Source organism: Paraburkholderia phymatum, assembly GCF_038900715.1.
In the GTDB taxonomy this organism is placed as follows: Bacteria; Pseudomonadota; Gammaproteobacteria; order Burkholderiales; family Burkholderiaceae; genus Paraburkholderia; species Paraburkholderia phymatum_A.
This window is the reverse complement of sequence record NZ_JAYMRZ010000001.1, coordinates 73,813-89,784: the sequence shown is the minus strand read 5'-3', so window position 1 is coordinate 89,784 and position 15,972 is coordinate 73,813. Positions and strand designations below refer to the sequence as shown.

General features: G+C 64.5%; 15 protein-coding genes and 1 riboswitch. Of the genes, 8 read left to right on the top strand and 7 right to left on the bottom strand.

Annotation, left to right across the window (positions count from 1 at the left end; translation table 11 throughout):
• Positions 1-107 precede the first annotated feature (107 nt).
• Both trhA and VSR68_RS00365 read left to right on the top strand, forming a co-directional pair.
• Complete coding sequence (gene trhA, locus VSR68_RS00370) at positions 108-728, top strand: PAQR family membrane homeostasis protein TrhA (protein ID WP_342937923.1); 621 nt, start codon at positions 108-110, stop codon at positions 726-728.
• A gap of 195 nt (positions 729-923) precedes the next feature.
• Positions 924-2,507 (top strand): DEAD/DEAH box helicase, encoded by a 1,584-nt coding sequence (locus VSR68_RS00365; protein WP_342937922.1) that lies wholly within the window; start codon positions 924-926, stop codon positions 2,505-2,507.
• 60 nt (positions 2,508-2,567) lie between these two features.
• On the opposite strand, the gene VSR68_RS00360 is transcribed toward VSR68_RS00365, so the two are convergent.
• Together VSR68_RS00360 and VSR68_RS00355 are read right to left on the bottom strand one after the other, a co-directional pair.
• A complete protein-coding gene (locus VSR68_RS00360) occupies positions 2,568-3,092 on the bottom strand; it encodes a hypothetical protein (RefSeq protein ID WP_342937921.1) in 525 nt (174 codons plus the stop codon).
• 164 nt (positions 3,093-3,256) lie between these two features.
• Positions 3,257-4,084 carry a ferritin-like domain-containing protein gene (locus tag VSR68_RS00355; RefSeq protein ID WP_342937920.1) on the bottom strand — a complete coding sequence of 276 codons (828 nt, stop codon included), beginning with the start codon at positions 4,082-4,084 and terminating at the stop codon, positions 3,257-3,259.
• 543 nt (positions 4,085-4,627) lie between these two features.
• Between VSR68_RS00355 and VSR68_RS00350 the strand changes: the two genes are divergently transcribed.
• Both VSR68_RS00350 and VSR68_RS00345 read left to right on the top strand, forming a co-directional pair.
• On the top strand, positions 4,628-5,407 hold the full coding sequence (locus VSR68_RS00350) for a DeoR/GlpR family DNA-binding transcription regulator (RefSeq protein WP_342937919.1): 780 nt from the start codon (positions 4,628-4,630) through the stop codon (positions 5,405-5,407).
• A gap of 357 nt (positions 5,408-5,764) precedes the next feature.
• A complete protein-coding gene (locus tag VSR68_RS00345; protein WP_087734051.1) occupies positions 5,765-5,962 on the top strand; it encodes a hypothetical protein in 198 nt (65 codons plus the stop codon).
• Positions 5,963-6,211: 249 nt separating this feature from the next.
• On the opposite strand, the gene VSR68_RS00340 is transcribed toward VSR68_RS00345, so the two are convergent.
• A complete protein-coding gene (locus VSR68_RS00340) occupies positions 6,212-6,601 on the bottom strand; it encodes a hypothetical protein (protein ID WP_342937918.1) in 390 nt (129 codons plus the stop codon).
• Between the two features lie 204 nt (positions 6,602-6,805).
• On the opposite strand from VSR68_RS00340, the gene glpD reads away from it, so the two are divergent.
• The 3 genes from glpD (at position 6,806) to VSR68_RS00325 (ending at position 10,850) form a co-directional block, all read left to right on the top strand.
• The gene (gene glpD, locus VSR68_RS00335) at positions 6,806-8,356 is read left to right on the top strand and encodes a glycerol-3-phosphate dehydrogenase (protein ID WP_342937917.1); all 1,551 of its coding nucleotides are present in this window, start codon (positions 6,806-6,808) and stop codon (positions 8,354-8,356) included.
• A gap of 121 nt (positions 8,357-8,477) precedes the next feature.
• The gene (glpK, locus tag VSR68_RS00330) at positions 8,478-9,977 is read left to right on the top strand and encodes a glycerol kinase GlpK (protein ID WP_342938415.1); all 1,500 of its coding nucleotides are present in this window, start codon (positions 8,478-8,480) and stop codon (positions 9,975-9,977) included.
• A gap of 186 nt (positions 9,978-10,163) precedes the next feature.
• Complete coding sequence (locus VSR68_RS00325) at positions 10,164-10,850, top strand: HAD family hydrolase (RefSeq protein ID WP_342937916.1); 687 nt, start codon at positions 10,164-10,166, stop codon at positions 10,848-10,850.
• Between the two features lie 109 nt (positions 10,851-10,959).
• Here VSR68_RS00325 and ribB read toward each other — a convergent pair whose 3' ends face one another.
• The 4 genes from ribB to VSR68_RS00305 all read right to left on the bottom strand — a co-directional run bounded on the left by ribB (position 10,960) and on the right by VSR68_RS00305 (position 14,798).
• A complete protein-coding gene (gene ribB / locus VSR68_RS00320) occupies positions 10,960-11,697 on the bottom strand; it encodes a 3,4-dihydroxy-2-butanone-4-phosphate synthase (protein ID WP_342937915.1) in 738 nt (245 codons plus the stop codon).
• Positions 11,698-11,862: 165 nt separating this feature from the next.
• Positions 11,863-12,031, bottom strand: a riboswitch (FMN riboswitch).
• Between the two features lie 75 nt (positions 12,032-12,106).
• Positions 12,107-12,865 (bottom strand): XRE family transcriptional regulator, encoded by a 759-nt coding sequence (locus tag VSR68_RS00315; RefSeq protein WP_342937914.1) that lies wholly within the window; start codon positions 12,863-12,865, stop codon positions 12,107-12,109.
• Positions 12,866-13,188: 323 nt separating this feature from the next.
• A complete protein-coding gene (locus VSR68_RS00310; protein ID WP_342937913.1) occupies positions 13,189-14,367 on the bottom strand; it encodes an MFS transporter in 1,179 nt (392 codons plus the stop codon).
• A 20-nt stretch (positions 14,368-14,387) separates the two neighbouring features.
• Entirely contained in the window at positions 14,388-14,798 is a 411-nt protein-coding gene (locus VSR68_RS00305; protein ID WP_342937912.1) for a VOC family protein, read from the bottom strand.
• Positions 14,799-14,913: 115 nt separating this feature from the next.
• Here VSR68_RS00305 and VSR68_RS00300 point away from each other — a divergent pair, with 115 nt between their 5' ends.
• On the top strand, positions 14,914-15,939 hold the full coding sequence (locus tag VSR68_RS00300; protein ID WP_342937911.1) for a LysR family transcriptional regulator: 1,026 nt from the start codon (positions 14,914-14,916) through the stop codon (positions 15,937-15,939).
• Positions 15,940-15,972 lie beyond the last annotated feature (33 nt).

Sequence of the window (15,972 nt, the reverse complement as noted above, 5' to 3'; positions counted from 1 at the left end):
TCGAAGCCCGCCTGTCTTCGACGTAACGGAATCTGACATATCGGGCGTATAACGTATGTCCAGTGTCGTTTGTCGGATGGCGCAGGCATCATGCGGGAGGAAGTATCGTGCACGTCGGGGAGCGTCTGAACAGCATCACTCACCTCGTCGGCGCCGTGTTGTCGGTGGCGGGGCTCGCAACGCTCGTGACAATGGGCGCGCTCGACGGCGATGCGTACAAGGTCGTGAGCTTCAGCGTGTACGGCGCGATGCTTTGCGCGCTGTACGGCATCTCGACGCTCTACCACAGCGTGAAAGGTCCGCGTCTGAAGGCGATCTTGCAGAAGTGCGATCACTCCGCGATCTACCTGCTGATCGCGGGCAGCTATACGCCGTTCACGCTGGTCACGCTGCGTGGTCCGTGGGGCTGGTCGCTGTTCGGCGTGAGCTGGGGCCTGGCGGCGCTCGGGATCGTGCAGGAATTGACGCTCGGGCGACGCACCCGCAGCGTATCGATGGTGCTTTACGTGCTGATGGGATGGCTTGCGCTCGTCGCCATCCGCCCGCTGGTCACTGCGTTGCCGGCCGCGGGCACTGCATGGCTCGTGGCCGGCGGGATCATCTATAGCGCGGGCATCTACTTCTTCGTCAACGACGAGCGCATCCGGCACGGACACGGTATCTGGCACCTGTTCGTACTTGCCGGCAGTCTGTGTCAATTCGTCAGCGTCGCGCGTTATGTCGCGTGAGACGCGCGGCGGCGGATGCAACTTAATGCCAGTCGACGTGTCTGCATAGCGCGTCGAGCATTCGGCACGCATCGCGCGTGCCGCCGATTTCTCCGTGAACGGTGAGTGTCGGGCGAGCGATCGCCTCGATCGCCCGGGAGCGCGCCTGATGGCCGCGTTCGCACCGTTCGCACAATTGCATTGCAAAGAGCTTTTATGTCTTTTGATTCTCTCGGCTTGTCCGAATCGCTGGTCCGCGCCGTCAACGAACTGGGCTACACGTCCCCGACTCCGATCCAGCTGCAAGCCATCCCCGCCGTGCTCAACGGCGGCGACCTGATGGCCGGCGCGCAGACGGGCACCGGCAAGACGGCCGGCTTCACGCTGCCCATCCTGCAACGTCTTCTGACGATGCCGCCCGCGCCGGGCGGCAAGCGCGTCGTGCGCGCGCTTATTCTCACGCCGACGCGCGAACTCGCCGCACAGGTCGAAGAAAGCGTGCGTGCTTACGGCAAGTATCTGAAGCTCAAGTCGACGGTGATGTTCGGCGGCGTCGGCATCAATCCGCAGATCGACGCGTTGAGGCGCGGCGTCGATATCGTCGTCGCGACGCCGGGTCGTCTGCTCGATCACATGCAGCAGAAGACCATCGACCTGTCGCATCTCGAGATTCTCGTGCTCGACGAAGCGGACCGTATGCTCGACATGGGCTTCATCCACGACATCAAGCGCGTGCTCGCGAAGCTGCCGCCGAAGCGGCAGAACCTGCTGTTCTCCGCGACGTTCTCCGACGAGATCAAGGCGCTTGCCGACAGCCTGCTCGATTCGCCCGCGCTGATCGAAGTCGCGCGCCGCAACACGACGGCCGAAACGGTCGCGCAAAAGATTCACCCCGTCGATCGCGACCGCAAGCGCGAACTGCTGACTCACCTGATCAAGCAGCACAACTGGTTCCAGGTGCTCGTGTTCACGCGCACGAAGCATGGCGCGAACCGTCTCGCCGAACAGCTGACGAAGGACGGCATCAGCGCGCTCGCGATTCACGGCAACAAGAGCCAGTCGGCGCGCACGCGCGCGCTGTCCGAGTTCAAGGACGGCACGTTGCAGGTGCTCGTCGCAACGGATATCGCCGCGCGCGGCATCGACATCGATCAGTTGCCGCATGTCGTCAACTTCGATCTGCCGAACGTGCCCGAAGACTACGTGCATCGCATCGGCCGCACGGGCCGCGCGGGCGCGACGGGCGAAGCGGTGTCGCTGGTGTGCGTCGACGAACTGCAACTGCTGAAAGACATCGAGAAGCTGATCAAGCGCGCCGTGCCGCAAGAAGTGATCGCGGGCTTCGAGCCCGATCCGAATGCGCGTCCCGAACCGATCCAGCGTCGCGGACAAGGCAGTGGTGGCCGCGCACCGCGTCAGGGCCAAGGCCAAAGCCAGGGCCAACGGCAAGGCCAGCGTCAGCCGAAGCGCGAAGGCTCGTCGGGCGGGAACAACGGCGCGTCGCGCGAAGGTCAGCGCGGTTCGGCTTCGGGCTCAGGTTCGGGTTCGGCCGATAAGCCGAAGCACCAGCCGCACGCGAAGACGCAAAACGCGAAGACGCAAAGCGCAAAGCCCACGCATGCGCGTCACGATGGCGCGCGTCATCAGGACAAGCCGCGCGCGGCAGCGCATGACGGCGCGGCGCATGCTCCGCACGCGCCGCGCAAACCGCGCAATGCGAACCCGGGCGCGCTGCTCGGCGGCGGCAAGCCGCGCAGCGATGCGCCGCATACGCGGCGCGACGGTCAGCGCGGCAACTAACGCAAATCGATTGAAGCAATTCTGTCGATGCCTCGCGGACATCGACCCCGCTTCTGACTGCTATCTCCCAGCCGCCGCGCCGCCGGCGGCTTTCTTCAGGTACTCGATCTGCTGCGTCCAGCGTTCGAGTACCGCATCTCTCCCCTCTTCCAGTTCGAACGCGATGCCGGACGTGAGCCGCGCATAACGCACCCGCTGCGCTTCGCCCGATTCGATCGATCCCGCGAAGCACGCAAGCCCGGCACCTTCTGCATGCATCGGCGCAAGCTGGAGTTGAATCTGATAGAACGCATCGTCGAATACGAACGTCAACGCGGCGCGCCCGTTGAGTCCGATCGCTCGCGCCGCGCGCGACTGCGGCCACAGCGCGATACATAGCGTGCGCGAATCAGGCGCGTACAACTCGCCGATGCCGAGCAGCGACGTGCGCACGTGTCCGCCGCTCGTATCGACGGTCAGCAGCGACGCGGTGAATCCCACCTTCGATTCGAGCGCAGCGCCGTCGAAGAGTGCGCGCAACTCGACGGGCCATTCGTCGAATACCTGTTGATCGAGTGCGCGGTTTTGATCCGCGGATGCAGTCATGAATCTTTCCTCCGTCGATGGTTCGGGGCCGTTGCGATGCCGACGCACGCGCGTCATGGCAGTTGCCGAGCCCAATGCGAATGGCCCGCGCGTGGCGGGCCATCCGTTCGTCGTATGTCGTTCGTCAGCAGTCGAAACCGGCCAGCAAGGTGCGGCCGCGACATTCAGCGGAAGAACACGTGCTGCGTGATCTTCGCCAGCGGGTAGTGAACGCCGGGCTGGATCTTCGCCGGCAGATCGAGCGGCTTGAGCAGCATCTTCACACACATATCGGCTGACAGGTTGTGCCGCACGAGGCGGTTCACGCGCGCGGCCCTGTCGCGGTTATACGCGGGATCGTTGACGCGCTCGGGATAGCGGATCGCGAACACATGACGCAGCGCGATCTCCGAGTCTTCGTTCTTGATCTCCATCACGCGGCGCATCAGCGCGCCCAACACGGCCAGGCGGCCATTGCCTTCGATCTTGTTGTACTTCTTGAAGTATTTGAAAAAGTGCTTGTAGTGACGGACTTCGTCGGTGCGGATGTTGTCGGTGATTTCTTTCAGCACGGGTTCATCCGAACATTCGCCGATCGCGCGATACAGCGTGGCCGTACCCGTCTCGACGACGCAGCGCGCGACCATCTCCAGCGCACGCGTCTTCTCGAAGTCCTCGACACTGCAGGTCTTCGAATACTCTTCGAAGAAGTTACGGAAGGCCGTGTCCCAATCGAACTCCGGCCATACGTGCGCGATATATGCCTTCAGTGCGCGGCCGTGCTGCATCTCTTCCGGCTCCCACTCGTTGTTGAGCCACGCGGACACTTCCGGATCGCCGTTGAAGAACTTGCTCAGATTGCTGGTGTAGAGGTCGGTGCCGCTCTCGATGAACGAAGCCGCGCAAAGCAGCAACAACAGGTCTTCATTGGCGACCGCGCGTTGACGGTCGATGCGATTGAGATCGATGTCTTCGATGCGCCAGGGCATCACGTGGGCAGCCTCGTTGTGCATAAACGTACGCTCCGAAAACCGTAGCGCCCCGTGCGCGGGCTGATCCGTATGAATCCGGCTCGACCGCCGCCTGTGACTACTACAGTGCCTTGCAACATTTGACTTCTTTCTTTCATCTTAGCCGTTGCTCTGCGATTTCGCAGATAACACAGCACAGACCGTGCCGGAGGGTCGCAGTTCCACGCGAGCGTTAGTTGAAACGTGCAAATACCAACGGCAATCAACGCGACGCACAAAAGGAACGGGAAGCGTGTGAACGCAACGCCTTGCGGACTCGGCGCGACGGCTTCGCACACGCAATCGCATTGCGGTAATCGACGGTAAGAAGAGCCGCGAGCGTTATCGCAAAGGCCTTCGTTTGCGACGACAATGCGGGCTTTCGAATCGTTGTCATTGCGAGCTATTCGAGCATGCAGAGCGCAATCGGCATGACCGATACGACATCCGAAAGAACCGAAGCGCGAGGCCCACGCCGATGAAGGTCTTACAATACGGCCAAGCCAACCTTCGCCCGCTCATCGTGCGGCGCTCAACACAATCACCATGACACGAGACCCACGCCTCACGCTCAATGCACGTCAACAGGAACTGCTCGAGTGGGTACAGCGCGACGGCTTCGTGACGGTCGACGACCTGGCCTCGCACTTCGACGTAACACCGCAGACGATTCGCCGCGACGTCAACTGGCTCGCCGACATGAATCTGCTGCGCCGCTATCACGGCGGCGCCAGTCTGCCGACCAGTTCGGAGAACGTGTCGTACAGCGCGCGGCAGCGGATGTTCCATGACGAGAAGCGGCGCATCGCGGCCCTCGTTGCCACGCACATTCCCGATCAGGCTTCGCTCTTCATCAACCTCGGCACGACGACGGAGGAAGTCGCGCGCGCATTGAACCGGCATCGCGGGCTGCGCGTGATCACGAACAACCTGAACGTCGCGAGCATGATGAGCGGCTATCCGGACTGCGAGGTGCTGGTGACGGGCGGCATCGTGCGTCCGTGGGACAAGGGCATCGTCGGCGAGCTTGCGATCGACTTCATCCGGCAGTTCAAGGTCGACTTCGCGATCATCGGCACGTCGAGCATCGAGACGGACGGCACGCTGCGCGACTTCGACACGCGCGAAGTACGCGTCGCAGAAGCGATCATCGAGCATTCGCGCACCGTCTTTCTCGCCGCCGACCATTCGAAATTCGGCCGTCCGGCGCTCGTCCGCCAGGGACATCTGAACCAGATCGATTCGCTCTTCACCGACGCGCCGCCGCCCCCGGAAATGGCCGACACGCTGGCCAGCGCGGGCACGCAGGTCTACGTCGCGGAATGACCTTCTTCGGGGCACGCCCGGAGTAGTCGCAAGCCGATTTCCGCCATGCTGCACCGCACGCAATACCTCCAGTGAAATCAAGGAGTTGCCGTCGAACCCGGACCGCCTCTCAGTGGTCGCGCTGTCAACGGGAAAATTTTCGGGGGCCGATTTGGACTTCCCGCGGCGATTGACTACACTCCAGTTCCCCAACGTCCTTAAACGTCCTCGGACGGCAACGAATGCACGGACGTGGGGCGATAAAGCACTACTTCAGGCCTGATCCACGGGATTCACCCCCGTTGGATCCTCTGCCCGCCGAGAGGGCCGTCGGCTGGCGCAAAGGCAACCCGAGTACGCTTGACACGGAGAGAAACGATGCTGAGTCCGCATGAATTCGCCACGTTGTTGCTCGTCAAGGACGCCCCCAATCAGGTCGACATGGAACGCGAAGAGCTCGACGCCCTGCTCGAACGGCAGCTCGTTCAGCTCGAAAAACTCGCGTCTGGCTTGCAGCAATGGCGTGTCACGGAGTCCGGCGACACTGCTCTGCGCGCTATCAAGCGCTTTTCCTGACGGCAAACGATCGGGCTCACCGACGACTTGCCTGTCAAACCACCGCGTCCGCCGGCGTGTTCGCAACGAACACGCAAGCATACGGACGCCTGGACGGTCACGCGGCCTTGCCCGCCTGGCCGTCTTTACGTTTTTTTTGGCTTCGGTTTTGCGGCTTCGGTTTTACGCGTCGCTTCGGTTTTTGTGCGCCATTACACCTCGCGCCGCGCAGCCCCGTTCTGATGCACGCCCAGCGCGCTGACTGCACGCTCAGCCGCTGCGCAGCGTCGGATCGACGGCCGCACGCCAGCTCATTGCCTTCACGCGCTGCGCGTTGAAAAACTCCACCCATTGGTTGCGCGCGTGCGGATCGCTGCTCGCGCCCTGTGATTCATAGCGCTGCGCGATCGACGCCTGGAACGCGCAGAAATCCGCTTTCGAGAGCCCGCCGCGCTTGTTCGCCACATAGGCATCGAACATCGTCACATAGACGGACTGCGCGTCGTTTCCATAATCGACCCGTTGCGTGCCGCACATCGCCTGCAGATCCGCGAACGAAGGCGCGCCCAACGTTCCGCTCAGGCTCGGCGTGCTGACGCATGCCGTGAGCGCCACTGCCATCGACAGCGCCGCCGCGCCCGTCTTCCAGAGTCCACGCATGAAATTCACCTCGTCAAACCGCTAGTTGGCTGGTTGCCGAAAGTATCGTCCGGGCGCGGCATTCGCGCCACCAGCGTGCGCAAACGCGCGCCAATCCGGGTCAAGTCGAACTTTACTTTTTCGTATACGTTCATTAAAGTTTCGAAAACGAACATTTTGATTTCGAAACATGTCAGCTTTTCTTCTCCGTCAAGGGCGCTCCGGGTGACGCACGATTCCACTTATGACCTGCTCGTCGTCGGCGGCGGGATCAACGGCGCGGGCATCGCGCGCGACGCGGCGGGGCGCGGCCTGTCCGTGCTCCTGTGCGAGCAGGACGATCTGGCGTCGCATACGTCATCGGCGAGCACCAAGCTGATTCACGGCGGCTTGCGCTATCTCGAGTACCGTGAATTCGGCCTCGTGCGCAAGGCGCTCCAGGAACGCGAGACGCTGTTGCGCGCAGCGCCGCACATCATGCGGCCGCTGCGCTTCGTGATGCCGCATATGCCGGATCTGCGTCCCGCATGGCTGATCCGCGCCGGGCTCTTTCTCTACGATCACCTCGCGCGCCGCGAGCTGCTGCCGGGCTCGCGCGGCATCGACATGCGCCGGCATCCGGCCGGCAGGCCGCTCGTCGATTCGATCCGGCGTGGCTTCGTCTATTCGGACGGCTGGGTCGACGATGCGCGCCTCGTCGTGCTAAGCGCGCTCGACGCGCGCGAACATGGCGCGACGATCCTGACACGCACGAAGCTGGTCGGCGCCGAAAGAACGAATGGCGCGAACGGCGAATGGCATGCGCGACTTGCGCGCGCGGACGGCTCGACGATCACGGTGCGCGCTCGCTCGATTGCGAACGCGGCAGGGCCGTGGGTCGGCGAACTGCTGCGCGGTCCGCTTTCGCGCGGCCGCGATGCGAACTACAGCGTGCGGCTTGTGAAGGGCAGTCACATTGTCACGCGACGCCTGTTCGACCACGATCACGCGTACATCTTCCAGAACCCCGACAAGCGCATCATCTTCGCGATCCCGTACGAGCGCGACTTCACGCTGATCGGCACGACCGATCTCGAATACGATGGCGATCCGTCGAAAGTCGCGATCACCGAAGAAGAAACACGCTATCTGTGCGACTCGATCAACCGCTACTTCAAGAAGCCCATCGCGCCGCGCGACGTGTGCTGGACATACTCGGGCGTGCGCCCGCTGCTCGAGGACGAAAACGCGGACAACCCGTCGGCGGTCACGCGCGACTACCGGCTCGAACTCGACGCGCCCTCCGGCGAAGCGCCGCTGCTGTCGGTGTTCGGCGGCAAGATCACGACGTTTCGCAAGCTCGCGGAAGAAGCCGTCGACGAACTCACGCGCGCGCTGGGCGATGTCAAACCGTCGTGGACGGCGCGCGCGCCGCTGCCCGGCGGCGATATCGCGGATGCCGACTTCGAGCGCTTCGCGTCGCAGTTCCAGAAGCAGCACGCATGGCTTCCCGCCGATCTCGCGCGCCGCTATGCGCGCGCATACGGCACGCGTGCCGCACGCGTGACAGGCAACGCGCGTTCGCTCGCCGATCTTGGACATCGGTTCGCACCCGGCCTGTATGAAGCGGAATTGCGCTATCTGCGCGACACGGAATGGGCGACGACGGCACACGACGTGCTGTGGCGCCGCTCGAAGCTCGGGCTGCACGTCGAGCCGGGCACGCTCGATAGCGTCACACGAGAAATCGACGCCTGGTTCGCCCGCGAACCGTCGAAGCAGCACGCCTGCAACTAGCCAATCAGGAACGCTTGCGCGCGCCGCCACGTCACATGCAACAATCCGCGCAAGCACGTCGCGTTCACGCGGCCGGGGCGCGAAACCGCGCCCGTCCAACAAGACACGCATGGAGAAGACAATGCAGGATCAGTACATCCTGGCGCTAGACCAGGGCACCACCAGTTCGCGCGCGATGCTGTTCGACCGCAACGGCAATGTCGTCTCGGTGGCGCAGAAGGAGTTTCAGCAGATCTATCCGCGTCCGGGCTGGGTCGAGCACGATCCGCAGGAAATCTGGTCGACGCAGGCGGGCGTCGCCGCCGAGGCCGTCACGCGCGCCGGGCTGAACGGCACGTCGATCGCCGCGATCGGCATCACGAACCAGCGCGAGACGACCATTGTCTGGGATCGCGAAACGGGCCATCCCGTCTACAACGCAATCGTCTGGCAGGACCGGCGCGCGGCCGACTTCTGCGACCAGTTGAAGGCGCAAGGACTCGAAGGGATGGTGCGCGCGAAGACGGGCCTGCCCATCGATTCGTATTTCTCTGCGACGAAGATCCGCTGGATTCTGGACAACGTCGAAGGCGCGCGCGACAAGGCGAAGCAAGGCAAGCTCGCGTTCGGCACGGTCGACAGCTGGCTCATGTGGAACTTCACGAAACACGGGCTGCACATCACCGACGTGACGAACGCATCGCGAACGATGCTCTTCAACATCCATACGCTGCAATGGGACGACGAACTGCTCGACGCTTTCGACATTCCGCGCAGCATGCTGCCCGAAGTGCGTCCGTCGTCCGAGGTGTACGGGCCGACGAAAACGACTGTGTTCGCATCGACGATTCCGCTCGCGGGCATCGCCGGCGACCAGCACGCGGCCCTCTTCGGCCAGATGTGCACGCGCTCGGGGATGGTGAAGAACACTTACGGCACCGGCTGCTTTCTCGTGATGAACACGGGCACGAAGCCGATCGAATCGAAGAACAATCTCGTGACGACGATCGCCTGGCAGATCGGCGATCAGGTCAACTATGCGCTCGAAGGCAGCATCTTCATCGCGGGCGCTGTCGTGCAATGGCTGCGTGACGGGCTCGGCGTTATCCGCAGCGCGTCGGAGGTCGAAGCGCTCGCGCGCGGCGTGCCGCATTGCGACGGCGTGTATCTCGTGCCCGCGTTCGCGGGTCTCGGCGCGCCGCACTGGAACGCGCGCGCTCGCGGCACGCTGTTCGGCGTCACGCGCGGCACGACGTCCGCGCATATCGCGCGCGCGGCGCTCGATTCGATCGCGTATCAATCCGTCGACGTGCTGAAGGCGATGGAAGCGGATTCGGGCATTCACATCGACGAACTGCGCGTCGATGGCGGCGCGTGCGCGAACAATCTGCTGATGCAGTTCCAGGCCGATATTCTCGGCGTCGATACCGTGCGTCCGCAGATCAGCGAAACGACGGCGCTCGGCGCCGCGTATCTCGCCGGTCTCGCAACGGGCTACTGGAAAGACATCGCCGAACTGCAAAGCCAGTGGAAGCTCGAACACCGCTTCTCGCCGTCGATGCCTGCCGACGAAGCGAAAGCCTGTCTCGCGGGCTGGCAGCGCGCGATCCGCGCCGCCAAAGCGTGGGCCGACGCGCCCTGATGCGGCGCCGCCTCTTCCCGAACCCGCATGCACACGCACCCGCACACGCGCTTGCATTAGCCCGCGCGCCCGCTTGACGCGCGGGGCTGCGAAGCACGTATCATGTCGCTTTCAGCCCGCTGTCCAGTGCGTCGTTTCATCGGTACGCCGACGCTTGCGGGCTGCGCTTCCCTTCAGTATTTCCGCATGATCGATCATCTCATTTGCGACTGCGACGGCGTGCTCGTCGACAGCGAAGTCATCGCCGACCGCGTGATGCACGACACGCTCTCCTCGACGTTTCCGGTACTCGATTTCCACGAGATCTGCAAGACGGCTTTCGGCCAGCAGACTTCGCGTTTTCTGAAAAGCGTCGAAGCTGCTTTCGAAATCGTGCTGCCCGCCGACTTTCTTCAAACCGTCGAGGCGAACGTCGAGGTGGAGTTTGCTTCGTCGCTCTCCGCGATCAGCGGCGTGCGCGATGCGTTGCAGCGCGTGACGCTGCCCGTCGCCGTCGTGTCGAATAGCCATATGGCGCGCGTCAGCGCATCGGTGCGCCGCGCCGGGCTCGCCGAGATTTTCGGGCCGCGCGTGTTCAGCGCCGAGCAGGTCCCGCGCCCGAAGCCTTACCCCGACGTGTACCTGTTCGCCGCGCAACAGCTCGGCGTCGATCCGTCGCGCTGCATCGTCGTCGAGGATAGCGTCGCGGGCTTGAACGCGGCGCGCGCGGCGGGCATGAAGACGATTGCGTTCGTCGGCGCGAGCCACATTCCCGATGGTTACGCCGACGTGCTGCGCAATATGGGCATCACGCGGATCATGCAGCACATGGACGAGCTGCCCGCGCTGATCGATGCAGGCATGCGCGGAGAGTTTGGCGACGTGCAGTCGTAGCGCCGGATACGGCGCAGTCGCGCGCGATCGGCGACTGCGCCACGCTTTGCACAAAAAGGCCCGCGTATCGTCACGCGGGCCTTTTCATTTCGACTGAACGCTTACGGCATCACGCTTCGTCGATGCACAACTCACGCGCGGCGGCCAGCACCTGACGGAATTCGACCAGCTCCGCGATAGTCAGCATCGGCATATCGTGCTTCGCGGCGAACCGTTCGACGTCTGCGCCGCGCATCATCGTGCCGTCGGCGTTCATCAGTTCGCACAGCACGCCTGCGGGCTTCAGCCCGGCGAGCGTCACCAGATCGACGGTCCCTTCCGTGTGGCCGCGGCGCGCGAGCACGCCGCCCGGCATCGCGCGAAGCGGATACACGTGGCCCGGACGCACGATGTCCGAAGGCTTCGCGTGATCGGCGATCGCGGCGCGGATCGTCGTGATGCGGTCGGCCGCCGACACGCCCGTCGACACGCCCTCGCGCGCCTCGATCGATACCGTAAACGCCGTCGTATTGCGACTTTCGTTGTTGGCCGTCATCGGCGGCAGATCGAGCGCGCGCACCTTGTCGTCGGTGAGGCACAGGCAGACGATGCCGCTGCATTCGCGGATGAAGAGCGCCATCATCTCGACGCTCATCCGCTCGGCGGAAATGATCAGGTCCGCTTCGTTCTCGCGGTCATGGTCGTCCTGAAGCACGACGGCGCGGCCTTCGCGCAACGCGGCGAGCGCGGCGGCGATGCGCGGCGGAACGGGTTCGGAGGCAAGCAGGGGGAGATCGGCCAACGCGTCGTCAGCGACGATCGGCGAAGCGGGCCAGACAGATGCAGCAGACCGGGATACAACGGACATGTGAAACGCTCCTCGCAAGAGTGTGGGCGAAAAACGTTTCAGGGCATTGCAAACAGACAAACGCGCCCTGCGGGCCGCGAGCGCGCGTCCATCCAGCGAACGACACACCCGCGCCGCTCGCGACAACGAGCAGCACGGCAGGCATGAGCAGTCAGATGACTATCTGCACATCTTCTTCCATCCGGACTGTGACCGTCGGCTCTGGCCTCTCACCAGATCTGCTGACCCTGCGACCAAACGACGATGCAGGCGCTCGCGGGCTCGCAGACTCACGCGCGTTGCGCGCCGCCTGCATACCGCCGGTGGGGAATTTCGCCCCGCCCTGAAGACGTACTGATTGCCGGAACGATCCGGCTCGCAGAGCATACAGCAACCGCGCGCGGCGTGCAGCCCGCGTGTACCGGACGGTTCACGCGTCGGAATGACCACGCGCGGGCGGCGTATCTTCCGTGACGTCCTTCGCGGATTCTTTCGCGGCCTCCCAGCGCGGCGGGGTCTCCGCGTTCACCGTCACGCGAAACGCGCGCGCTTCCGTGTCGCCGGGATTGCGCAGGCTGTGCGGCTGATCGGCATCGAAGACGAGCGAATCGCCCGTCGCGAGCAGCTGGCGGCGCTCGTGCACGCTCACCTCGATCGCCCCCACGCTGACGACGAGATTCACCGTCGTCCCCGGCGCGCGGCGCGTGCCCGGCTCGGTGTGCAGCGGCGCGATGCGCAACTCGTGGAACTCGGCCGTCGACGGCTCGGCGTCGGGATACAGCGCGCGCGTCCAGAAGCGGCCATTCGACGTGACCACGCGCGCGGTGCTGTCCGCCGGCAAGTGCTCGAAGCCGTTCACGGCATGCTGGCGCAGGAACGCCGCCACCGACACCTTCAACGCCGCAGCGACCTTGCACAGCACCTTGATCGACGGCACGCTGCGCGCCGATTCGATCTGCGCGAGCATCGCGCGCGACACGCTCGACGCGCGGGCCAATGCATCGAGCGACAACTGACGCTCGGCGCGCAGCCGCGCGAGATTCACGCCGACGCGACGTTCGAGCGCATCGAACTCCGACGTGCGCGCTTCGTCATGTGCGTGCGGCACATCGTCTCGACCGTGGTGATCGCCAGAACCGTTGGAACCGTCGGATGCGCGATCGCGCACGAGCGCAAGCGGTGATTGCATGGTTGCCTCCTGACACCCCGCGGCAAGCGGAGCAAGCATGAATGGAGGCAAGCCTAGCACCCGGCTTTCACGCGCCCAACGAAGTTATCTTCACACTGTTATCACGATCGCAGAGGACGCTTATGCGCTGGCGTGCGATGCGAACAGCAAGTGTCGCGGGCGGCGGCCGGCGCGTCCTTATGGCTTGCGGCGCGTCCTGCACGTCGCGCAGGCCGGGAAGCATCGATCATCGAATGCACCGACACACGGCGCGATCGAACAACCGTCCAATGTAAAAAGCGCGACCACGATCATGGCCGCGCTTTCGACTCGCAACGTGCCGCTCAAGCCCGCTCGCGCACCTCGCGCGCAACGACAACGGCAGGCGCGTCCATCCGCGCGGCGATCCACGTCACCGCGAGCGCCACGAGCGCGACGACGGCCGCCACATACGGCAGCGCATCGAGCCCATAACCATGACCGATCGCGAGCCCGCCGAGCCACGCGCCGCCCGCATTGCCGACATTGAACGCGCCGATGTTGAGCGTCGACGCGAGATTCGGCGCAGCCTTCGCCTTCTCGACGACGCGCATCTGCAGCGGCGGCACCGTCGCAAACGCCGCGACGCCCCACACGAACACGGTGACGGCAGCCGCGATCCGCGAGTGGCTCGTATGCGCAAACACGGCCATCACGACGGCGAGCGCGATCAGAATGCCCATCAGCGACGGCATCAGCGAGCGGTCCGCCAGCTTGCCGCCGATCGTGTTGCCGACCGTCAGACCCACGCCGAACAGCACGAGAATCAACGTGACGCCGTGCGGCGTGAAGCCGCTCACCTGCTCGAGAATCGGCGCGATGTACGTGAACACGACGAACACGCCGCCGAAGCCCAGCACCGTCATCGTCAGCGCGAGCCACACTTGCGGCTCTTTCAGCACGCGCACTTCGTGACCCAGCCCCGCCGGCCCGCTGTCGTGCCGGTTCGGCACGAGCGCAGTCACGCCGAGAAACGACAGCACGCCGAACGCGGCGACGATCCAGAACGCGACGCGCCAGCCGAACTGCTGGCCGATGAACGTGCCGAACGGCACGCCGAGCACGTTCGCGAGCGTGAGACCCGTGAACATCAGTGCAATCGCGCTCGCACGCTTTTCCTGCGGCACGAGCGACGCGGCCACCACCGCGCCGATGCCGAAGAACGAGCCGTGCGCAAACGACGTCACGACGCGCGCGACCATCAGCATCGGATAGTCGGACGCAATTGCGCACAGCACATTGCCGACGATGAACACGCCCATCAGCAGTTGCAGCGCGAGCTTGCGCGGCATCTTGCTGGTGACGACGGCGAGCAGCGGCGCGCCGACGGCCACGCCGAGCGCGTAGCCGCTGACGAGCAGCCCGGCGGACGGAAGCGACACGGACAGGTCTTTCGCCACTTCGGGCAGCAAGCCCATGATGACGAATTCCGTCGTGCCGATGGCGAATGCGCTGATCGCGAGCGCAAGCAAAGGGATAGGCATGTGAGACTCCAGACGACGATTCAGAAGGACGCGCGCCCAACGTTGCGCGCCGCCGTCACGAATTCGATGACGACGCCGGGCGCCAGCGCGACGAACAGTTGCACTTCACCCGAGAGCGGCACATCGGCGCTCTGATTCGCGACGCCCGCCGCTTCCAGCCGCGCGAGCAGCGCCTGCCACTCGTCGTCGCCGTCGAGACGGAACGCGATGTGGTCGATGCGCGGACTCGTGCGGCCCGAGTGGTGCGGCAGCGTCGAATCGACGAGATGGATCACGGGGCGGCGATCGGCGGGGCGGCCACCCGCGTACAGCCAGTAGCCACCGACGCCGAACGGCGGCCGCGCCCCTTCCGTCAGCCCGACGACATCGACAAAGAACTGCCGTGTAGCGTCGAGATCAGGGGTGACGATCGTCGCGTGGTCGAGATGCATGATGCGGACTCCGGGTAAACGCGGATTTCGCGTTTTTCAGCGTGGGATTGTCCGCGCACGTCGATATTTTGATAATTGGCGTACCATTTGAAGGATTTTCAAACGGTTCTGAATAATGACCGACAATCTGGGCGATATTCGCCTCTTCGTCGAAGCGGCGCAACTGGGCAGCCTGTCGGCGGCGGGGCGCAAGCTCGGCCTGACGCCGGCGGCCGCCAGCGCGCGCCTCGCGAAGCTCGAAGGCGGACTCAAGGCGCGCCTTTTCGAGCGCACGACGCGGCAGCTGCGTCTCACCGACGAAGGCCGTCTCTATCTGAACTGCTGCCAGCAGGCGCTGCGCGCGCTCGACGACGCCGAAGCCGCATTGCAGGAAGGCCAGAACGCGGTGCGCGGCAAGGTGCGCATTTCCGCGACATCCGATTTCGGCCGCAATCTGCTGATGCACTGGCTCGACGAATTCAACGCGCTTTATCCGGACGTCACGTTCGCGCTGACGCTGTCCGACTCGCTGTCGAATCTGGTCCAGGAAGACATCGATCTCGCGATCCGCTTCGGCGTGCCGCAGGACAGCTCGCTCGTCGCGCGCCGGCTCGCGCCGAATCCGCGCGTGCTGTGCGCGTCGCCGGAATACATCGCACGGCGCGGCGAGCCGACAGATCCGCTCGATCTGGCGCGCTTCGACTGCATCGTGCTCGGCACGGCGTCGGGGCCCGTCAACGAATGGCGCTTCACGCGCGGCGTCGATACCGTCACCTATACGGTTCCGCTCGAATCGGCGCGCGAAACCAACGACGGCGCCGTCGCCCGCGAATGGGCGCTGCGCGGCTACGGCATCGTGATCAAGTCGATGTGGGACGTCGAAGCGGACCTGAAAAGCGACGGCCTGCGCGTGCTGCTGCCCGACTGGCGTTATCCCGATGCGCCGTTGCACGCGCTGTATCACCGCAACCGTTTCATGGCGCCGCGCGTGCGCGTGCTGCTCGATTTTCTCGCCGGCCGTTTCGCAACGGTGACGGGCGAACTGGAAGCGCAATTCGGGCTGCCGCACCCGCCGGACAGCGAGCCGACGCCCGTAAGCGGTGCGCGAAAAACGTCTGCACGGGCGCAAAAACCGTCGGCAGACGCGGCCCCGGACGCATGACCGTCACGGCGGCAAGCCGCCAAAGCCCCACGT

Coding starts and splice junctions, on each gene's coding strand:
- VSR68_RS00365 (WP_342937922.1), top strand. CDS start 924: ATGTCTTTTGATTCTCTCGGCTTGTCCGAATCGCTGGTCCGCGCCGTC.
- VSR68_RS00360 (WP_342937921.1), bottom strand. CDS start 3,092: ATGACTGCATCCGCGGATCAAAACCGCGCACTCGATCAACAGGTATTC.
- VSR68_RS00355 (WP_342937920.1), bottom strand. CDS start 4,084: ATGCACAACGAGGCTGCCCACGTGATGCCCTGGCGCATCGAAGACATC.
- VSR68_RS00350 (WP_342937919.1), top strand. CDS start 4,628: ATGACACGAGACCCACGCCTCACGCTCAATGCACGTCAACAGGAACTG.
- VSR68_RS00345 (WP_087734051.1), top strand. CDS start 5,765: ATGCTGAGTCCGCATGAATTCGCCACGTTGTTGCTCGTCAAGGACGCC.
- VSR68_RS00340 (WP_342937918.1), bottom strand. CDS start 6,601: ATGCGTGGACTCTGGAAGACGGGCGCGGCGGCGCTGTCGATGGCAGTG.
- glpK (WP_342938415.1), top strand. CDS start 8,478: ATGCAGGATCAGTACATCCTGGCGCTAGACCAGGGCACCACCAGTTCG.
- VSR68_RS00325 (WP_342937916.1), top strand. CDS start 10,164: ATGATCGATCATCTCATTTGCGACTGCGACGGCGTGCTCGTCGACAGC.
- ribB (WP_342937915.1), bottom strand. CDS start 11,697: ATGTCCGTTGTATCCCGGTCTGCTGCATCTGTCTGGCCCGCTTCGCCG.
- VSR68_RS00315 (WP_342937914.1), bottom strand. CDS start 12,865: ATGCAATCACCGCTTGCGCTCGTGCGCGATCGCGCATCCGACGGTTCC.
- VSR68_RS00310 (WP_342937913.1), bottom strand. CDS start 14,367: ATGCCTATCCCTTTGCTTGCGCTCGCGATCAGCGCATTCGCCATCGGC.
- VSR68_RS00305 (WP_342937912.1), bottom strand. CDS start 14,798: ATGCATCTCGACCACGCGACGATCGTCACCCCTGATCTCGACGCTACA.
- VSR68_RS00300 (WP_342937911.1), top strand. CDS start 14,914: ATGACCGACAATCTGGGCGATATTCGCCTCTTCGTCGAAGCGGCGCAA.